The organism is Lysinibacillus sp. FSL K6-4013 (genome assembly GCF_038630435.1).
GTDB lineage: Bacteria > Bacillota > Bacilli > Bacillales_A > Planococcaceae > Lysinibacillus > Lysinibacillus boronitolerans.
In genome coordinates this window covers 1317245-1335902 of record NZ_CP152031.1, presented here as the reverse complement: position 1 = coordinate 1335902, position 18658 = coordinate 1317245, and the positions used below count along the sequence as shown (strand labels likewise).

General features: G+C 38.1%; 22 protein-coding genes. 12 read left to right on the top strand and 10 right to left on the bottom strand.

From position 1 onward, the window contains the following. Positions 1–15 precede the first annotated feature (15 nt). The 6 genes from MHB39_RS06320 (at position 16) to MHB39_RS06295 (ending at position 4291) form a co-directional block, all read left to right on the top strand. Positions 16–372, top strand: a complete 357-nt coding sequence (locus MHB39_RS06320; protein WP_036080176.1) for a hypothetical protein — start codon at positions 16–18, stop codon at positions 370–372. A gap of 15 nt (positions 373–387) precedes the next feature. Then, positions 388–1026 carry a PspA/IM30 family protein gene (locus tag MHB39_RS06315; RefSeq protein ID WP_036080180.1) on the top strand — a complete coding sequence of 213 codons (639 nt, stop codon included), beginning with the start codon at positions 388–390 and terminating at the stop codon, positions 1024–1026. A gap of 112 nt (positions 1027–1138) precedes the next feature. After that, complete coding sequence (gene liaF, locus MHB39_RS06310; protein ID WP_258859475.1) at positions 1139–1822, top strand: cell wall-active antibiotics response protein LiaF; 684 nt, start codon at positions 1139–1141, stop codon at positions 1820–1822. Continuing rightward, positions 1819–2859: a sensor histidine kinase gene (locus MHB39_RS06305; RefSeq protein ID WP_036080185.1), complete on the top strand. Its 1041-nt coding sequence runs from the start codon at positions 1819–1821 to the stop codon at positions 2857–2859. The genes liaF and MHB39_RS06305 overlap by 4 nt, the downstream gene beginning before the upstream one ends. Next, complete coding sequence (locus tag MHB39_RS06300) at positions 2834–3466, top strand: response regulator transcription factor (protein WP_009370700.1); 633 nt, start codon at positions 2834–2836, stop codon at positions 3464–3466. The genes MHB39_RS06305 and MHB39_RS06300 overlap by 26 nt, the downstream gene beginning before the upstream one ends. Positions 3467–3949: 483 nt before the next feature. Further along, complete coding sequence (locus MHB39_RS06295) at positions 3950–4291, top strand: hypothetical protein (protein ID WP_259419255.1); 342 nt, start codon at positions 3950–3952, stop codon at positions 4289–4291. Positions 4292–4527: 236 nt separating this feature from the next. On the opposite strand, the gene glpX is transcribed toward MHB39_RS06295, so the two are convergent. From glpX to MHB39_RS06265, 6 genes are all read right to left on the bottom strand, one after another. Beyond that, on the bottom strand, positions 4528–5493 hold the full coding sequence (gene glpX, locus MHB39_RS06290; protein ID WP_312124630.1) for a class II fructose-bisphosphatase: 966 nt from the start codon (positions 5491–5493) through the stop codon (positions 4528–4530). A gap of 96 nt (positions 5494–5589) precedes the next feature. Then, positions 5590–6240 carry a dihydroxyacetone kinase subunit DhaL gene (gene dhaL, locus MHB39_RS06285; protein ID WP_312124629.1) on the bottom strand — a complete coding sequence of 217 codons (651 nt, stop codon included), beginning with the start codon at positions 6238–6240 and terminating at the stop codon, positions 5590–5592. 12 nt (positions 6241–6252) lie between these two features. Beyond that, the gene (locus MHB39_RS06280; protein ID WP_312124628.1) at positions 6253–7254 is read right to left on the bottom strand and encodes a dihydroxyacetone kinase subunit DhaK; all 1002 of its coding nucleotides are present in this window, start codon (positions 7252–7254) and stop codon (positions 6253–6255) included. Beyond that, positions 7254–7724: an RpiB/LacA/LacB family sugar-phosphate isomerase gene (locus MHB39_RS06275; protein ID WP_259419259.1), complete on the bottom strand. Its 471-nt coding sequence runs from the start codon at positions 7722–7724 to the stop codon at positions 7254–7256. Before MHB39_RS06275 ends, MHB39_RS06280 begins: the two co-directional genes overlap by 1 nt. Positions 7725–7892: 168 nt before the next feature. Further along, a complete protein-coding gene (locus tag MHB39_RS06270; RefSeq protein WP_259419260.1) occupies positions 7893–9164 on the bottom strand; it encodes an MFS transporter in 1272 nt (423 codons plus the stop codon). Positions 9165–9194: 30 nt separating this feature from the next. After that, a complete protein-coding gene (locus tag MHB39_RS06265) occupies positions 9195–10316 on the bottom strand; it encodes an alcohol dehydrogenase catalytic domain-containing protein (protein ID WP_259419261.1) in 1122 nt (373 codons plus the stop codon). A 688-nt stretch (positions 10317–11004) separates the two neighbouring features. On the opposite strand from MHB39_RS06265, the gene MHB39_RS06260 reads away from it, so the two are divergent. Beyond that, positions 11005–11784: a DeoR/GlpR family DNA-binding transcription regulator gene (locus MHB39_RS06260; RefSeq protein ID WP_259419262.1), complete on the top strand. Its 780-nt coding sequence runs from the start codon at positions 11005–11007 to the stop codon at positions 11782–11784. A gap of 17 nt (positions 11785–11801) precedes the next feature. Further along, the gene (locus MHB39_RS06255; protein WP_259419263.1) at positions 11802–12569 is read left to right on the top strand and encodes a GolD/DthD family dehydrogenase; all 768 of its coding nucleotides are present in this window, start codon (positions 11802–11804) and stop codon (positions 12567–12569) included. Positions 12570–12689: 120 nt separating this feature from the next. Here the strand turns inward: MHB39_RS06255 and tkt are convergent, their stop codons facing one another. After that, the gene (tkt, locus tag MHB39_RS06250; protein ID WP_342546028.1) at positions 12690–14690 is read right to left on the bottom strand and encodes a transketolase; all 2001 of its coding nucleotides are present in this window, start codon (positions 14688–14690) and stop codon (positions 12690–12692) included. Between the two features lie 126 nt (positions 14691–14816). Continuing rightward, entirely contained in the window at positions 14817–15050 is a 234-nt protein-coding gene (locus MHB39_RS06245) for a DUF896 domain-containing protein (RefSeq protein WP_004232132.1), read from the bottom strand. Positions 15051–15237: 187 nt separating this feature from the next. On the opposite strand from MHB39_RS06245, the gene MHB39_RS06240 reads away from it, so the two are divergent. From MHB39_RS06240 to def, 4 genes are all read left to right on the top strand, one after another. Then, positions 15238–15771, top strand: a complete 534-nt coding sequence (locus tag MHB39_RS06240) for a GNAT family protein (protein ID WP_342546027.1) — start codon at positions 15238–15240, stop codon at positions 15769–15771. A gap of 1 nt (position 15772) precedes the next feature. Beyond that, positions 15773–16306: a DJ-1/PfpI family protein gene (locus tag MHB39_RS06235; protein WP_342546026.1), complete on the top strand. Its 534-nt coding sequence runs from the start codon at positions 15773–15775 to the stop codon at positions 16304–16306. A 526-nt stretch (positions 16307–16832) separates the two neighbouring features. Further along, a complete protein-coding gene (locus MHB39_RS06230; protein WP_036080196.1) occupies positions 16833–17024 on the top strand; it encodes a helix-turn-helix transcriptional regulator in 192 nt (63 codons plus the stop codon). After that, positions 17017–17592: a peptide deformylase gene (gene def, locus MHB39_RS06225; RefSeq protein ID WP_342546025.1), complete on the top strand. Its 576-nt coding sequence runs from the start codon at positions 17017–17019 to the stop codon at positions 17590–17592. Before MHB39_RS06230 ends, def begins: the two co-directional genes overlap by 8 nt. 28 nt (positions 17593–17620) lie before the next feature. Here the strand turns inward: def and MHB39_RS06220 are convergent, their stop codons facing one another. Next, a complete protein-coding gene (locus tag MHB39_RS06220; RefSeq protein ID WP_016992002.1) occupies positions 17621–18286 on the bottom strand; it encodes a recombinase family protein in 666 nt (221 codons plus the stop codon). Next, positions 18283–18597: a LysM peptidoglycan-binding domain-containing protein gene (locus MHB39_RS06215; RefSeq protein WP_016992001.1), complete on the bottom strand. Its 315-nt coding sequence runs from the start codon at positions 18595–18597 to the stop codon at positions 18283–18285. Before MHB39_RS06215 ends, MHB39_RS06220 begins: the two co-directional genes overlap by 4 nt. Between the last annotated feature and the right edge of the window lie 61 nt (positions 18598–18658).

Here is an 18658-nt window from a genome sequence, read left to right as displayed (position 1 = left end):
AAGGAGCTAAAACAAATGAAAAAATTTCTTTTATTAACTGGAGGCGTCATTGCTGCATGTGTTGCACTAGCGTTAATTGGACCACTGGCAGGGTTATTATTCTCTGGACTATTTGTAGCACTGGGCATGCACTTCTACATTGCTAGTAAGTCAACATTCGGTAAAATCTTCTGGTTTACAGTTGGTCTAATCGGTGTCCTATCAGCAATATCTAACATTCCAGCAATGGTTGGTCTTGCAGCAATCGCCATTATCTATGTTATCTATAAAAAATGGAATGGCGAAGATGTAAAAATTCCAACAATCGAAGGGAAAAAAGAAGAAGATCCGTTTACAAACTTTGAAAAAGAATGGTCAAACTTAACAAAATAAAAGGAGCGAATTTAAATGAACTTATTTCAACGTTTTAGATATACAGTAGAGGCAGACTTACACCACTTATTTGATAAGAAGGAACAAAAAAATCCGATTGCGATGTTAAATCAATACATTCGTGAAGCAGAAAAGCAAACGGAACAAACAGGCAAATTATTAGAGCGACAAGGGCAATTAAAAGAAAAGCTAGAGCAAGAATATAAAGAGAACGCAGATTTACTAGCGAAACGTGAATCTCAATTGGCATTAGCAAAATCTAGCGGAGAGCAGGACTTAATTGATTTCGCAACGGATGAAGTAACAGCTTATTCAGCTCGTAACCTTACATTACAAGCTAGCATTGAAGCAAGTACTCGTGAATACTTCGAGCTTGAGCGTAAATTTGAAACAATGAAGCATAAAATTAAAGATATGAAAGTGCGTCAATTACAGCTGATGGGAAAAGAAAATGTAACTCGTGCCCATCATCAAATGGATGGAATGATTGCCAAAAATAATAAAACAAACTTTGAAGATTTAGAAGCATATATCGATAAATTAGCTTATCAAATCGATAAAGACCATGAGCTTACAACTTTTGAGGCAAGACTGGCAGAATTAGAAAAAAAAGCAGTAGAAGAAAGCTCACCACTGCTAATTGAAAATAAATAACATGGTATAATGAAAGCAATGCGCCAACATTAAAGGGCGCATTCTTTCACGTTTAAGAATAGAGGGTCCCATTCCCTCTCTTATACTATTAGTAGAAGGAAGGGTGACCCTCTTGCAAAATTTCACAACAAATAAGCTCACATTTTGGGTACTTTGCTTCTTTTTACTCGTCTTTGTGGAGCTAACTATTTTTAATAATGGTGGCGCCTTCTGTTTATTGATTGGGGCTGTACTTCTTTATTTAAGTTTTTCTAAAAAAGTTCGATTTTTTAAATGGACAGGAATTTTCTTTATTGCCATTGCTTTGTTCACGATGTGGAGCTTACGTTTATTTATCGTCATCATGCTCTTATATATGCTCTATCAATACTTGCAAAGAGAAAACGAGCCAAAAGTAGTTGGGGCAGAGCTTTTTGAAAAGCTTCCTGCAATTAAAAATGACTTAATTGGCACAATGCCAGCGCCTACAGAAGCATATAAATGGCAAGATGTACAAATTCAGCGCCTTGCAGGAGATATTACCATCGATACAACGCAAACGATTTTACCTGCTGGTACTAGTCTTATTACAATTCGACAAGGTATCGGTAAAGTTCAAATTTATATTCCTTATGAAATTCCATTCCGTTTACAGTATACGACGTTATTTGGTGAGCTCTCCTGCTTACACGTAGGGCCACAACGTATATTAAATGAAAGTATTACTTTCTCCGACGGCAACCCTGAGGATGCTAAACGTGTACTGATTATTCATGTCGCAACCTGGCTTGGAGATTTGGAGGTGCTACGAAAATGATTGCCTTTATCTCAAGATTATTTACATTATTTTTTATTTTAATGAGTGCTGTTTTCGGTCTTCTTGTTGCACTATGGGGCAATCCTGATGAAAAAACATGGGAGCCCCTATGGCAGCAGAATTACGATAATATCCCTCTAGGTGGCATCATCATAGTTAGCCTGTTTATACTTAGCTTCCTGTTTGCCAGCTGGATCAGTATGACTGCAAGGGCGCGAGAAGCGCAGGCAACACGAATAGTGAAACAATTAATCGAGCCTGATTTTGTTTTTCCTAAAAAACAAGCGCTTCCGAAATCGTTAAAAAAGGCAATTGTCCAAACAAGTGAATTAATTGATACGCAACGTAAAAGTTTACAGCGTTTGTCCAATGAACGTGCTGAGGCCAATGATAAAATTATACAGGAGCGTATTATTGCTGAACGTCAACGACTAGCTAGAGAACTACATGATTCTGTGTCACAGCAACTATTTGCTGCCTCTATGTTACTCTCCGCATTAACTGAAAATGACGAACATGCTACTAGCTTAAAACAGGTGGAGAAAATCGTTCAACAGGCACAGCTAGAAATGCGTGCATTACTGCTACACTTACGACCTGTAGCTTTACACAATAAAACATTGGCACAAGGCTTAGAGGAATTGATTATTGAGCTTCAGCAAAAAGTTTATTTCCATATAGAATATGAATTAGAAGAAATGGCCTTAACTAAAGCAGAGGAAGATCATTTATTTCGTATTGCACAGGAGGCACTCTCCAATACACTGCGTCATGCCAAAGCAAGTGAGGTGGAATTACTTCTTGTGGCACGAGACGACTTAGCTATTTTACGAATTCAAGATAATGGTTTAGGCTTTGATGTAGAGGAAGATAAATCCACATCGTATGGTTTACAAAATATAGCTGAACGAGCAGTTGAAATTGGCTGCACCTATAAAATTGTATCAGTGCCTGGTGAAGGAACAATTGTAGAGGTTAAAATTCCTTTACAAAAGGAGGAGGTCAATGTCGATGATACAAGTGCTCATAGTGGATGATCATGAAATGGTACGGATTGGTGTGTCAGCCTATCTTTCAGCACAGCCAGATATTACGGTTGTAGGTGAGGCTGAGAACGGTAAAGAGGCTGTGGAACGTGCCCTAGCGCTAAGGCCAGATATTATTTTAATGGATAATGTGATGCCTGTTATGACAGGGGCAGAGGCAACAGTGGAAATATTAGCAGCATGGCCTGAGGCAAAAATCATGATGGTGACTAGTTTTTTAGATGATGATAAAGTCTACCCTGCCTTAGAGGCTGGCGCGGTAAGCTATATTTTGAAAACATCTAATGCGAAACAGATTGCAGATGCTATTCGTAAAACGATGGGTGGCGAAACGGTATTAGAGCCAGAGGTCACTTCCAAAATGATGCACCGCATGCGCCACGGCAATAGTACACCACTATACGAACAATTGACTGAACGTGAAATGGAAGTATTATTGCTAATGGCCCAGGGTAAAGCCAATCAGGAAATTGCTGATGAGCTATATATTGCCCTAAAAACTGTGAAAACACATGTTAGTAATATTTTAGCAAAGCTAGAAGTTCAAGATCGTACACAAGCCGTCGTCTACGCATTCCAAAATGGGCTAGCGAAATAACCATCTACCCATTACGCTTTGAGGACATGGCGATCTTTCAACAGAAATCTTACCAACTAATCATCCATTTATTTTAGTATGAGCCAAAATAAATGGATGATCCTGCGTAGAAAACGTCCTTGCAACAGACACCCATTGATTTATCTTATCCTATACTCCCCCCAAGATGAAAAGGGATTAAAGCAGTAGGTCTTTGCACTTCAATACTTCTAAACTTACTATATAGAGAACAAGACGGATCCCAAGTGGTCAGACTAGCAACTAAATCGTACTCTCCTCACCACCAATAAATTTGATCGCAATACTCGTAAAATTTTTTAGGCTTCTTACCATATACTAGTTTAACCATGCCTATATATATTCGATGAGATTTAGCAAAATTGATACTATGAAATGAGAAGTCAAAATAATCTTGATAGTACGTTTTGTTAGATAGAACTTTTTATCGTTTGGTACGTTAGTATTTATAAAAGGGGAGCTTTCATGGATAGTCGTTTTACGTATCAGCACTTTATTAAAAATAATGCTTTTGCATTATTGGACCCTGTTTTTATTGTATTGCTGCTGTTCTCCATTGTACTGCTTATCATCGTTTTGCTGAAAAAAGTGCCTGTTTGGGTATGTACTCTTTTTGGTACTTTAACTAGTATTGTAGCCGCACAGCTTCTTTGGTTTTCTGGCATTATTGCTGATGAGCTAGGGATTGGTGGTAGTGCAAAAAGCTTTAATCTTTTTATTAGTATCGTGATAGTGCAGTGTCTTAGTTTATGGGTAACTAGCAAGAAAAACAATAAAAAAATACCGCAACATAGCAGCGTGATGTAAAGTCACGCTGTGTTGCGGTATTTTTATGTAGCTTATAGTGCTTTTACTTTTGCTACAACGTTTTCGACTGTAAAGCCATATTTCTCGATGACTAATTCACCTGGTGCGGATGCGCCGAATTTATTGATTAACTATACAGCTTCTTTATGGACTGCACCATGCTTTTCAACAGGAGATACTATGTAAGCTCCCCCTTCGCTACACCCTTATATACGATTTCAATAGAAGAGTGATTGCTAATTAGCCGTTACTAAAACCTCATTTTCTTCATGTTTTGCTTCAACAAACTGTCTATGATTTGGGGCAACAACTAAACTATATGAATGCATTATCGCTTGCTGTTGCATAACCCCCTTTAAAATAAAGCCATCCGTGACACCTGTTGCAGTAAATAAACAATCATCTGTTTGAACAAGTTCATCCAATGTCCAAATTTGATGAGGGTCTTTGATACCCATTTTGACACAGCGGGCATATTCCTCCTCTGTCTCTGGCATCAATTGACCTAAAAAGTCACCACCAAATCCTTTTTGTGCCGCTGCAGCAATAACCCCTTCTGGTGCACCACCAATACCAATAAACAAATCAACGTCACATTGCTCTAATGATGTTGCTAAAACGCCTGTAATATCGACTTCTGCAAAAAGCTTGACCTTAGCTCCTTCCTCTAATACATCCTCAATCCATTGCTGATGACGTGGACGATCTTGAATCATCACCGTTAATGCACGTACAGGCTTATGTAATGCCTTTGCTACACGATGCATATTTTCTTTTAAAGAATCCGTTAAACAAATCGCCCCTTTCGCTTGAGGTCCGCAAGCCATTTTTTTCATATACATATCAGGTGCATGAAGTAATGTTCCTTGTGGTGCTACAGCCATCACTGCCATTGCATCATTCATACCTTTTGCTACTAATGTAGTGCCTTCAATTGGATCTACTGCAATATCAACATGCAAAGCTTCTCCTGTTCCAAGCTTTTCTCCAATATAAAGCATCGGTGCTTCATCCATTTCACCTTCACCAATGACAACTGTAATATCCAATGGTAATTGGTTCAGTTCATTTCGCATCGCATTTGTTCCTGCACCATCAGCCGCTATCTTATTGCCACGTCCAATCCACGGATAGGCGTTCAGCGCTGCCATCTGTGTTACTTTCATAAAATCATTTGCAAAATGCTTAATTTGTACAGTCATTTTCATCATTCCTTTCAAAAAAGGCAATAAAAAACACTCACCCTAAAAAAGGCATGTCCGAAAACATCATTTAAAGCGGATGAGTGCTATTTTTAGTTATACACGCATCGTATTTTGTGCGATGTATAAAAATTGCTCCATAATTAATGCTGCTGATGTAGCACCAGGATCTTGCACGCCAATGGAACGTTCACCTAAGCGGCTTGAACGACCTCGTTTTGACAATAAATCTTTCGTTGATTCAGCACCTTCTTTAGCAGCAGCAACAGCTTTTTCAAAGGCTACAGGAAAATCTCCATCCTTATTAAATTCAGTAATTAATGTTTCACGCGCTGGAATAAGTGCATCCATCATCGTTTTATCGCCTAACTCTGCTTGCCCACGCTCCTGTACTCCATCTACAAAGGCAACCCAAAAATCTTTCCATGCTTCATCATTTAACATATCTTTACCTTTTATGGCTTTCGCCCCACGCATAAAGCCTGTTGCATATAATGGACCAACGGATGAACCAACCGCACTTAAAAATGTACGACCAGCAGTTGAACTTACTTTGACACAGTCCTCTTCCTCAGCTAAAGGCCCTTCTAGTTGTTCTTTAACAGCTTGCCAGCCAATAGACATTGTGACACCATGATCACCATCACCTAATTTACGGTCAAGCTCACATAAATAATCTTTTTGTTCTTCAATCATATCCACTATTTTCAATAAAAACTGTTTAAATTGTGTTACCGTGACTTCCATCTCGCTTCCTCCCTATCGCTGTACATACATTGGACAATCTGCTGCAAAATCAATGACTTCCATCAGCTCGTCATCTAATTGTGCAATGGATATAGATGCACCACCCATTTCTAAAGATGTGCTATAATTTCCCACAAATGAACGATGAATGTGAATATTTTTTGCTGTTAAAATTTGTTCAACACGACGGAATAAAATATATAGTTCCATATTCGTCGTTGAGCCTAAACCATTTACTAATACAGCTACTTTGTTACCGCTTTCAATTGGCATATCTTCTAAAATAGCATCTACCAATCTATCTACAACCTCGTCAGCCGTTTGAAGTTTACCTTTTTCAATACCTGGTTCTCCATGATGTCCTAAACCAATTTCCATCTCATCCGCTTCTAATTCAAAGCTTGGCTGACCTGTTTGTGGTAGTGAGCACGGTGAAAGACCAACACCCATTGTACGTGTCACATCGTTCATTTTATTCGCAACACGCACAACCTCTTCTAAACTATAGCCCTTTTCAGAGGCAGCCCCAGCAGCTTTCGTCACGAAAAACTCACCTGCAATACCTCGACGTTTGTGCTGTTCTTCCTTTGGTGCGGATGCAACATCATCTGTTACAATGACACATTCTACAGTAATATCTTCCTCTAAATCGGCAAGCTCTGCTGCCATTCCGAAATTCATTAAATCACCTGCATAATTTCCATAAATATAGACAACACCTTGTCCATTATTAATTTTTTTCGTTACCTCAACAATTGGATCTGGGGAAGGAGAAGCAAAAATATTCCCTACAGCTACACCATCTGCCATCCCATATCCTACATAACCCATAAAAGCAGGCTCATGACCTGAGCCACCACCAATTAAAACACCCACTTTTTGGCTTTCTTCACGAACAGCAACTAAAGCACGTTTATTTTCTGCTAATTGCTGTACATAATTTGGAAAGGCTTTTACATAGCCTTCAATCATTTCATCCACAACATTTGCAGGATCATTCATTAATTTTTTCATTATCTATGTACACCCCCATCAATATAACTTTGTTCTTGGTTCATAATTTGTTGTACTTTACGCGCGGAATTACCACCTGGAAAAGCCGAATTCAAATAGATTTCTACTACTTTTTTTGCTGCTTCTATGCCAATTACTTTTTCACCTAAAGTAATAATTTGTGCGTCGTTACTTTTACAAGCTCGTTCCGCTGAATAAACATCATGTGTTGTTGCTGCACGAATCCCTGGTACTTTACATGCCGCAATCGCCATACCTAGCCCTGTACCACACACTAAAATGCCTCGATCTAATTGATTGTTCATAATAGCTGTGCCTACTGTGAACGCAACACCTGGGTAATCAATTTCTGTACAATTGTCTTTTGAACCATAATCAATCACTTCATGACCTAATTCTTCGGTAATATATTGTTGCAAAACTTGTTTCAAATGATGTGCATTATGGTCTGAACCTAAACCAATTTTCATTATACAATTTCCTCCTACTTGTCATCTATATATATTTGGTATTTTCTGATAAATATAATATTATTCTCACACACCGATTTTCGTTTGTCAATTTTTATTTTCGTTAATTTTCGTTTATTTTCGTTTTCGATTATATAAAAAGGATATTCTTTTCGAATATCCTTTTTATCAATGTCCTGTTACTACCTCTTTCGGTATATCGGTTTGTTTAGAGCCTTTTGGCAGACGAACAAATATCATCAACCCAGCACTTATAATATGCATAGTAACATATGCCCAAATAACACCAACAGCACCAAAACCACCGATTAAAGCACCTGCAACTGCTGGACCGAGAAATGTGCTTAATCCAGCACCCAAGTTAAGAATAGACATTGCTGCTCCACGGTTTTCTGGTGCTAATGATGGCACTAATGCAGAAAGTGGGACATACGCCGCTAAACAGGAGCCGAAGCACATAGCCACAATAATTGTCATCAGATAGTTAGCACCAAGGAAATACGGCACATAATAAAGACCTGCCATAAACACTGCACAACCTAAACCACCGATCCACATAACAGTACGCTGCCAGCCAATTTTATCGGCCACTGCACCCCAAATTAAATTGAAAATAACATTGCTTGCCCATAGAGCCCCATAAATTTGTAGCCATTGTGACATCGTAAATCCAGCATCAATCATATAGGCAGGCAAAAAGACTACTAATCCATATGCACCAGATGTATTAATAGCACGAACAATGCCACCAAGACCTACACGTGGCTTTTCAAATGCAATCGTGATGCCTTTTGTCATTTGCTTCATTGCTTCTTTAATTGTTAAATTTGTTTTTTGTACTTCAGGTTTGCAAAGGATAATACCAAAAACTGCACCGATTGCTGTAAAAATCAATGCACTCCAAAGCGTCATCATCTCGCCTAAAAATGGTAGTGCAAAACTTGAATAATAGGCCCCTAGCATATTTAGACCACCTGCAAATGATACCCAGAACCAACCAACTGCTGTTCCTAATCGCTCAATTGGAGCATAGTACGTAATCCATACTAAAAATGAATACGCAAATAATGGATAGCCTAGCCCACGTAATGCATATGTAGGAAGCATAATAGATAAATTCATCGTTGTAATACCTATTAATAAGAAAATCAACGTTCCTAAAACAAATAAACTCAATCCTATAATCATCATTTTTCTAGGACCATAAATTTCTGCTAACACACCTGAAAGCCAAGAGGCTATAGCTACAGCAATACCATAAAAACTAAGTAATGTAGCGACCTCCTGTACAGTCATTCCATTTTGGGTTAAATAGGTTGAAAGCCAACCTTGTTCTAAACCATCCCCAATCATAAATATCAGGACGCCTAAATAACCCATAAACATTTTTTTATCCATTCCTAGCTTACCAACTGATGTCGCCTGTAAATTTGATTGCATAATATCCCCCCTTGTCTAGCGTTTATCGGCCTATAAATTTGGGTTTAGTACTACTTTTAATGATTCCCGTCCATTTTTCACTAGCTCAAACCCTTTTTCAAACTCTTCAAGAGGTAGCATATGTGTAACAACGCCCTCTGTTGGTAAATCTCCATTCATAATTCCTTTGATAACAGGCTCATAGCAGTACGGCCCTAAATGTGAACCTAATACATCCAACTCTTTACGGTCTGAAATAATAGACCAATCCACTGTTACTGGGTCTTTAAACACACTAAATTCAACGAAACGCCCTAATTTACGAATTAATTTTAAACCCTGCTCGACAGATTTTTGTGCACCTGTTGCTTCAATATATACATCACAACCATAGCCATCGGTTAATTCATCAATAATGCCATAAACATCATCTTTCGCAGGATTTAGTACTATATCTGCACCAAATTGTTTTGCTAATGCTAAACGATCCTCAAATAAATCAAGAACAATTAATTTTCCTGGACCTGATTTTTTTATCGCACCAATCATGCCAAGCCCTAATGTTCCAGCACCTGCTAATACAACAACATCTTCTAATTCAATTTGTGCACGTTGAACAGCATGATATGAACAGGCATATGGCTCAATAAGAATGGCTTTTTCAATTGGTAACTCATTTGGAACATGGTAATTAATGCCCTCCTTTGTAAATTTCATATACTCAGCCATACCACCATTAACATTGTTTTGGAAACCATATAGATCATGCTTTTGACACATCCAATATTGACCACGCTTACAAAAGCGACATTTCTCACAAGGAACTATTTGTTCTGAAATTACACGATCACCGAGTTCAAAATCACCATCTACATTTTCACCAATTGCTACAATATGACCGATAAACTCATGACCAGGAATCATTGGTGCTTTAATGTATGCGGGCTGATCTTCATCGCCCCAAAAGCTTGGCGCACCGTCAAATGCTTTTACATCACCTGCACAAATGCCACATGCTTCTACCTTTATTAAAATTTCACCTTCCCCAATCTTTGGAACAGCTACTTCCTCTAAACGATAATCACCAGGTTCATAGGCAACAACTGCTTTCATTTTTGTTGGGATATTGTCAATAGATTTTGTCACTTTGTCTACTACTTGATTTGAACACATGTATTTCATCCTCCCATTATAAAAAAGCGTTTTCATTTTTCAGATTGTTTTTGTTTTTCTGTTTTTATCGTACCACCCAAACTTTCGAATTTCAATTTTTATTTTTATTTAATTTCGTTATCTATTTTTTACTTTCATTTCATTTATTTTTACGCTACTATGTAAAAGCAATATTTTTTCTGACTTTCTTAATTATCATATTGCTTGTAATTGTAATTTTCTAAATCCTATTGTTTTTACACTATCTAGGTATGATATGATAGTGAAAATAACGAAAAACAATAACAATATGCTCATCACTAAAAGATATGGTTGATATTTTTTCAAATAGTAATTAAAAGATAAGATCCTGGTCACAAAGGCGTTGCTACTATCGCATAGATATAATGTCATAGAACAACCTGATGTGCTTAGCGTGTGTTGCAAGCAAACACTTTCTTTTAGAGCCTTTACTTGTTCAGTGGCGTGGAGGGTACGACTTCAGCGGAAAGCGTCTCCCGCAACGGAAATGGACAAGGTTTTCGTATCATCTGTAAAATAAAGGCTAATCAACACACCTGAGTTCAAAGGAAACTTTACTCTATGTAAAAGAAGCAGCACTTACAAAGTATGCTAGCAGGGTGGCAGTCAACCCCACTTTATGGTGAAAAGCAAAAAATAATATTATAGAAAATTTATAGGTGATGTGATGAAAAAAATGTTTGCACAGGAACGTCAAAAAATAATTTTGGATAAATTAGTTCAACAGAATAGTATTACGATTAAGGAATTGGCTACTTCTTTAAATGTGTCGGAAGCTACTTTACGCACTGATTTAACAAAGCTTGAACAACAAAATCTGTTACGCCGAACGCATGGTGGTGCTATTTTAGTCGATACAGATGAACATGAAACAAGCTTTTCTACGCGTCAGCTCAAAAATAAAACTGAAAAAAATGCGATTGCACGTGCAGCTTTGCAAACGATTTCAGATAATCAATCTATCATGCTTGATGCCAGTTCAACTGCTTTGGAACTAGCCCACTGTTTAAAGGACTTTAATCATCGTCTAACAGTTGTGACAAGTGGCTTAAAAGTGGCAATGGAATTAAGTGATTCTCCTAATATTACTGTTATTTTAATCGGTGGAATCGTGAAGCAAGGTTCAAATTCATTAGAGGGAACACTTGGCGCAGAGATTTTAGATAAGATTCATGTAGATCGCTTATTTACATCTGCCAATGGTTTTAGTAAAGATGCAGGATTTACGGATTTTAGTGTTTATGAAGTTGAACTGAAAAAGCGCATGGTTCAAGCAGCTAAAAAAGTGACAGCCTTGCTCGATCATACAAAAATAAACCGTAGTTCTATTGCAGCCTTTGCCTCCATTGCAGATATTGATACATTCATTACAGATGAACCAGTTTCTGAAGACTATTTCGACCTTTTCCAAACGTATAATGTTGAACTGATTGTGGCAAAAAAATAACAAAAGGTGGGATTCACTTGAAGTTCAAAGGTTTTGATACAAATTTCGGCATTGAAAATAAAGTGGCAGTAATTACAGGCGGTGCAAACGGGATTGGCTATGCTATCGCTCAGCTATTTATTGAAAAAGGGGCATCTGTTGCACTTTTTGATTTAAAAGAAGATGTAGCAGCTATTGCAAAGGAGTTGCACCAGGAGCGAGCAATTGGTGTTCTATGTAATGTAACAGATAATGCAAGTATGGATGATGCCATCAAACAAGCCCATACTCATTATGGAAAAATTGATATTTTGGTAAACTGTGCAGGCATTGCTCTACTCGATGATGCTGAAAATATTTCTGATGACTATTGGCAAAAAACCATGGATATTAATGTAACAGGTACATTTAAAATGGCACAGAAGGTTGGCAATATTTTCATCGAACAAGGCACTGGAGGCAAAATTATTAACTTAGCCTCTCAAGCAGCCATTATTGCACTGGATAATCATGTTGCCTATTGTGCAAGTAAAGCGGCTGTGCTTGGTATTACACGTTCTCTTGCATTGGAGTGGGCACAATTTGATATTAACGTCAATGCAATTTCACCAACCGTTATTTTAACAGAGCTTGGAAAAAAAGCTTGGGCTGGTGAAGTGGGCGAACAAGCTATGAAAGAAATTCCACTTGGACGCTTCGGCTATCCAGAGGAAGTTGCAGCCATTGCTCTTTTCCTTGCATGTGATGCTTCCAATTTAATCACAGGTGAAAATATTGTGATTGATGGTGGAAATACCATTAAATAAAATTGCATAAAAAATACCTCTATCGTTAATTTAAATGAGGCAGTGGGAAGCTCGAATATATCGAGCTTCCCACTGCCTTTTTACTTTATAATGAAGATGTTTTTGCTTGTCTTCTTAATATTATTTGTTTAATGCTTTCACTTTTGCTACTACGTTTTCAACAGTGAAGCCGTATTTTTCCATTACTAATTCACCTGGAGCAGATGCACCGAACTTATCAATTGCTAGAACATCGCCTTCAAAGCCAGTATATTTATGCCAACCGAATGATGCCCCCATTTCAATTGCAAGACGTTTTGTAACAGCTTTTGGTAGAACAGATTCTTTGTAAGCTGCGTCTTGTTTTTCGAAGCGATCCATAGATGGCATAGAAACAACTGCTACATCTATACCGTCTGCTTTTAATGCTTTTTGTGCTTCGACAGCAAGCGAAACCTCAGAGCCTGTTGCAATTAAAATAGCATCTGCCACTTCTTTTGTAGCTGGAGACACTGTGTAAGCACCCTTTGCTACGCCCTCACGTACTGTTTCAATAGAAGCGTCAAGAACAGGTAAGTTTTGACGAGATAATACAAGAACAGTTGGTGTTTTTTCTGCTGCTACTGCAAGCTCCCATGCAACTGCTGATTCATTTGCATCCGCAGGACGAATAACAGATAGGTTTGGCATTGCACGTAATGATGCAAGGTGTTCGATTGGTTCATGTGTTGGACCATCTTCCCCTACTGCAATCGAATCATGTGTGAATACATATGTTACAGGAAGACCCATTAATGCAGATAGACGAATTGCTGGACGAACGTAATCAGAGAATACGAAGAATGTACCACCGAATACGTTTAAACCACCGTGAAGAGCCATTCCGTTCATAGCAGCACCCATTGCAAATTCACGAACACCAAACCAGATGTTACGTCCAGCATAGTCGTCTGCTGAGAAATCTCCTGCACCCTTCATCGTTGTTTTATTGGAGCCAGCAAGGTCAGCTGAACCACCAAAGAATGAAGGTGTTTTCTTTGCAATAGCATTAATTGCATCGCCTGAAGAAGAACGAGTTGCTACAGATTTACCTGCTTCATATACTGGTAACTCAGAAGCAAAGTCTTCTGGTAATTCACCATTCATCGCTTTCTCGAATTGAGCTGCTAACGCCGGGAATTCTTCTTTGTATGCAGCAAATTTTGCATTCCAAGCTTCCTCTGGTTGTGCGCCTTGCGCTTCAGCAGCCGCATTAAATGTATCGTAAACTTCTGCAGGAATTTGGAATGGTTCATGTGCCCACTCATAGGCAGCCTTCGTTAAGACAACTTCATCTGTACCAAGTGGTGCACCGTGAGAATCTGCTTTACCAGATTTATTTGGAGAACCAAAACCAATCACTGTTTTCACTTCAATTAATGTTGGCTTGCCAGTAGATTTTTTGGCTTCTTCAATGGCTGCATTAATAGCATCTACATCTGTACCATCTGCCACTTTTAAATAATTCCAACCATAAGATTCAAAGCGTTTTTGAACGTTTTCTGAAAATGACTTTTCTAAGTCACCATCTAAAGAAATATCATTAGAATCGTAAAGTACGATTAATTTTTCAAGCTTTAAGTGACCAGCTAATGAAATCGCCTCTGCTGCAACACCTTCCATTAAGTCACCATCACCACATAACGCAAATGTGTAGTGGTCAACAATGTCATGACCTGGTTTATTGTAAGTAGCGGCTAAATGGCGCTCAGCCATTGCCATACCAACAGTCATAGCGATTCCTTGTCCAAGAGGACCAGTTGTTGCCTCTACCCCTACTGTATGACCATATTCAGGATGTCCTGGTGTTAATGAATCCCATTGGCGGAAGTTTTGAATTTCTTCCATTGGTAAACCATAGCCTCCAAGGTGAAGTAAGCTGTATAAAAGCATTGAGCCATGACCTGCTGATAGTACAAAACGATCACGGTTAAACCATTTTGGATTTGCTGGATTATGGCGTAATTGTTTTGTCCAAAGCGTATAAGCCATTGGCGCTGCTCCCATTGGTAAACCTGGGTGACCAGAATTTGCTTTTTCAATAGCATCGATTGACAAAGTTCGGATAGCATTAATAGCTAAAAGATCCGCGTGTTGAGTCATTATATTGTGACATCCTTTCTCGTCCTATATATTGTTCTTTTACAGTTTAGTCAACATTGCTTTAGAAAACAATGCTTTTGTTATACTATTTGCGTTTTCATACATACTTTATTGAATTGTGTCACATTAATTTAGAAATTTATTTTTTTGCGCTTGTTTTACCTTCTCAGGAGTTACATCATTGCCTTCTGCATCGACCACTTTAACGTTTTCAATCGTATCTCGCATCGTTGCTCTAAACGTATCTAAATACTCCTTGCGAAGCGCTGTTCGCTCCTTTGCTTCTTCCTCTGTTAATTGTCCGCTTTTTGCTTTAGCAGATAATTCATTAATTCGGTTAATTTTTTCCTTTGATAACATCGTTACACACCTTTCAGTACCTAGCTTAATGACCTCAGTATGCAAAGTATAGCACGGTTTCCCTTAAAATGCAGTTATACCAACCCTTAAAAACACTTCATAGCCATTATTTACATGACTTCCAGATGTTAGAGGTGTATAACTAATAACAAAAGGAAAAATTTGATAGCATATAGGAGGAACTATCATGAACATCACAACACCTAGACTACTTATTCGAACATTTGAAGCACAAGATTGGCAGGCTGTTTATAGCTATATGTCCAACGAAAAAGTCATGCACTATATGCCAGAGGGTGTGTTAAATGAAGATCAGGTTCAAAATTTCATAACAGAGAATAGCAACGAGCATGCAAAACATTTCGCCATTGTTTTACGTGAACAACAGCGAGTCATTGGTCATCTTGTTTTCCACAAATACTTTGGCGACCATACGTATGAAATTGGATGGGTTATGAATCCTGTCTATCATAATCATGGCTATGCTTCTGAAGCTGCTCAGGCCCTATTAGACTATGGCTTTAATAATATGAAACTTCATCGAATTATTGCCACATGCCAGCCAGAAAATATCGCTTCTTACCGAGTCATGGAAAAGATCGGTATGCGCCAAGAAGGATTTTTCAAAAAATGCATTCCTCATGGAGAGACTTGGTGGGATGAATACTATTACGCTATTTTAGAGGAAGAATGGAACAATCTAAAGGTAAGAGGTGTATGAAATGAAGAAAACTGCGGTGTTATTATACCCACAATTTAGTGAATATGAATTGAGTGTTGCTTTGTCCATATTAATGCAAGGAGGGAAACCCATCGTCACACTAGGATCGAATACCGAACCTATCAGAGGAGAATCTGGTTTAAATTGCATAGCTGATTTACCCGTGACTGAAGTAGAGCTTGACGATATTGATAGTCTACTATTACCAGGCTGTATGGATATTTCAACATTACAACTTGAAGAGAGCTTACTAGATTTCATTCGTCATCTATCTGCAAAAGGAGGAATGATTGCAAGTATTTCTAGCTCCCCTTACCTATTGGCAAAAGCAGGTGTCTTACAAAACAAAAAATATACAGTAGGGCTACCTTTAGATGGCATGAAGCAGCTAGGGTGCTTTGAGCTTCATAACTTTTCAGATGAACTAGTGGTACAAGATGGCAATATCATTACAGCAAAAGGACGAGGTTTTATTCCATTCGGTATTTGTTTTGGTCATGCGTTAAAGCTAAATTTTGATGAAAATTGGTATTAAGTGATATTTAAAACCTGCATGTCCAATTAATCGGACATTTCATGTTGTTAAAAAAAGATTATGTCATTAGTAGATTGAGACCTTTTAACAAGACGGGGTGATTTCAGCTCCGCCAGCGTCTTTTCCTTATCAGTAGTATCGATCAAAATACCCCATTATTTGAATTAGGGTTTTTATTTTCAATGTAGAAAAGTGATGTCTGACAACACGCCTCCATAAAGAGTAAAACACCTTTACTTTATCTGAAAATCTTTGCTAAAAAGTTAAATATTTATGGGTTAGAGCGGAGGGCTACTTGACTCCCGTGGGATAGCGAGACAGGCGAAATTCTAAACGGAGCGGTAGCGGCGGAAGCGATTTGGTGCTCGCCCAGAGGAAAGCAAGTAGCCTGCAACGGAAATCCATCTCTACCCTTCAATTGACTGTTTTGTTTTTCAATACTCATAAATGTCTAATTAGTTGGACATTTCTTGATTCTTATTTTACGATATATATCTAATACTTTAGACAAAATGGAGGGATAATTCTGAAGAACATTATCAAAATTTTGAGAAAAAAATTAGGTATAACACAAGCTGCACTTGCAAAAGAATGTGGGGTTGTGAGGCAGACCATTAATAGTATTGAAAATGATAAATATGATCCGACCCTTGAATTAGCTTTTAAGATTGCTAAGGTTCTCAATAGCCGTGTTGATGAGGTGTTTATCTATGACTAAATTTCACCCAGATTATATGATTACAATGAAGGATTTCGTGAAAGAACACTCGGCAATTTTAAGAAAACGGACTCAAGAAGTGGCGATACCTGTGACCAATGAGGACCGAAATACCCTCCTAGCCATGCTACAATATCTGAAAAATAGTCAAAATCCAACTCTAGCAAAAAAATATAAGCTTCGCCCTGGAAGTGGACTCTCTGCTAATCAAATTGGTGTAGATAAACGAATGTTTGCTGTACTCTTTGATGACCAAGAAATGATGCTGATTAACCCTAAAATAATGAGTCATTCCATCAATATGATTTATCTACCGGAGGGAGAAGGCTGTCTATCTGTAAATCGACCTGTTCCTGGTTTTGTGCCGAGATATGAGAGGATTAAAGTCAAAGCTTACGACATTGATGGACATGAAATCATTGTACAGTTACAGGGCTATGGGGCCATCGTTGTACAACATGAAATCGATCATTTAAATGGCATCATGTTTTATGACCGAATAAATAAAGAGCACCCTTTCCAACTGCCTAAAAATGTTATTATCGAGAGCTTTTCTTCCTCTCAGTAGTTTTTTACAAAAAAAATTAGCAGGAATATTATTTTCCTGCTAATCTTTCTTGGTGCTCTTGGAAACGACGATGGACAGTCGCCTTACTTACCTCAAAGCCTAACCCTCTAAGCGTTATAGAAATTTCTTCAAAGGTAAATCCACGTTTGCGTAGCTTTACAATTTCATCTACAGGTAGATCTTTACGCTCCTGCCCCTGCGGATTACCTCTGTTGGATAAATTATTTTCAGGACGATAGCCGTTTTCTACAGCACGTCGCATACCTCGTCGTATTTTAGCATTATGAATTCTACGCTGATATTCCTCTACAATCGCTAAAATTTCTAGCAGCATCGTGTCCATTTCATTTAATTGAACTGGGCCAGCATCACGCATAGAAAAAACATCCGTTGCTGATTTTTGTAATAAATGCAATACAGCCATTCTTGCATTGCCTCGTCCTAAACGAGTTTCATCTTGTACAAAAAGGGCATTAATGTTTTTATCTTTTATGAAATCAAGCATTTCTAGTAAGCCTGCACGTTCTACATCATAACCACTATGCTGATCTTTAAACACGCCCTTCACCGCATAGCCTTGCTCCTTAGCATAGCGCAGCAACTCTTCCTGTTGACGCTCTAATGAGGAGCTTTGTGTTTCTTTTTCAGTACTTACGCGACAATAGACAACAGCCGACAGTTGATTATTTATCATTGTTCATTTCTCGCAATTTCGATAGTATTGATGGGACTGGCTTGATCACTCACTACAGGAATAACTAGAGATTTTCCCGCTACAATTTTAATATCTGCTAGTTCATTTTCCGTTTTTACAAGCTTTATCCAATCATCAGTACTCATTTTACCACGATATTGCTCCGCTAACGACCACAAGCTATCCCCATGTTCGATTTGGATTTCTGCGTAACTAACTTTTCCTGGATCAGTAATGTAAAGGTATGCTGCAAATAGTAGGCAAGCTCCTAATAAAATTGAGATATGTGTGTTTTTCTTAAACCATGTCATAATCATTACCCCTTTTTAAGAATGTTTGTTCGGAATGTATGTTCTCATAATAAAGCGAACA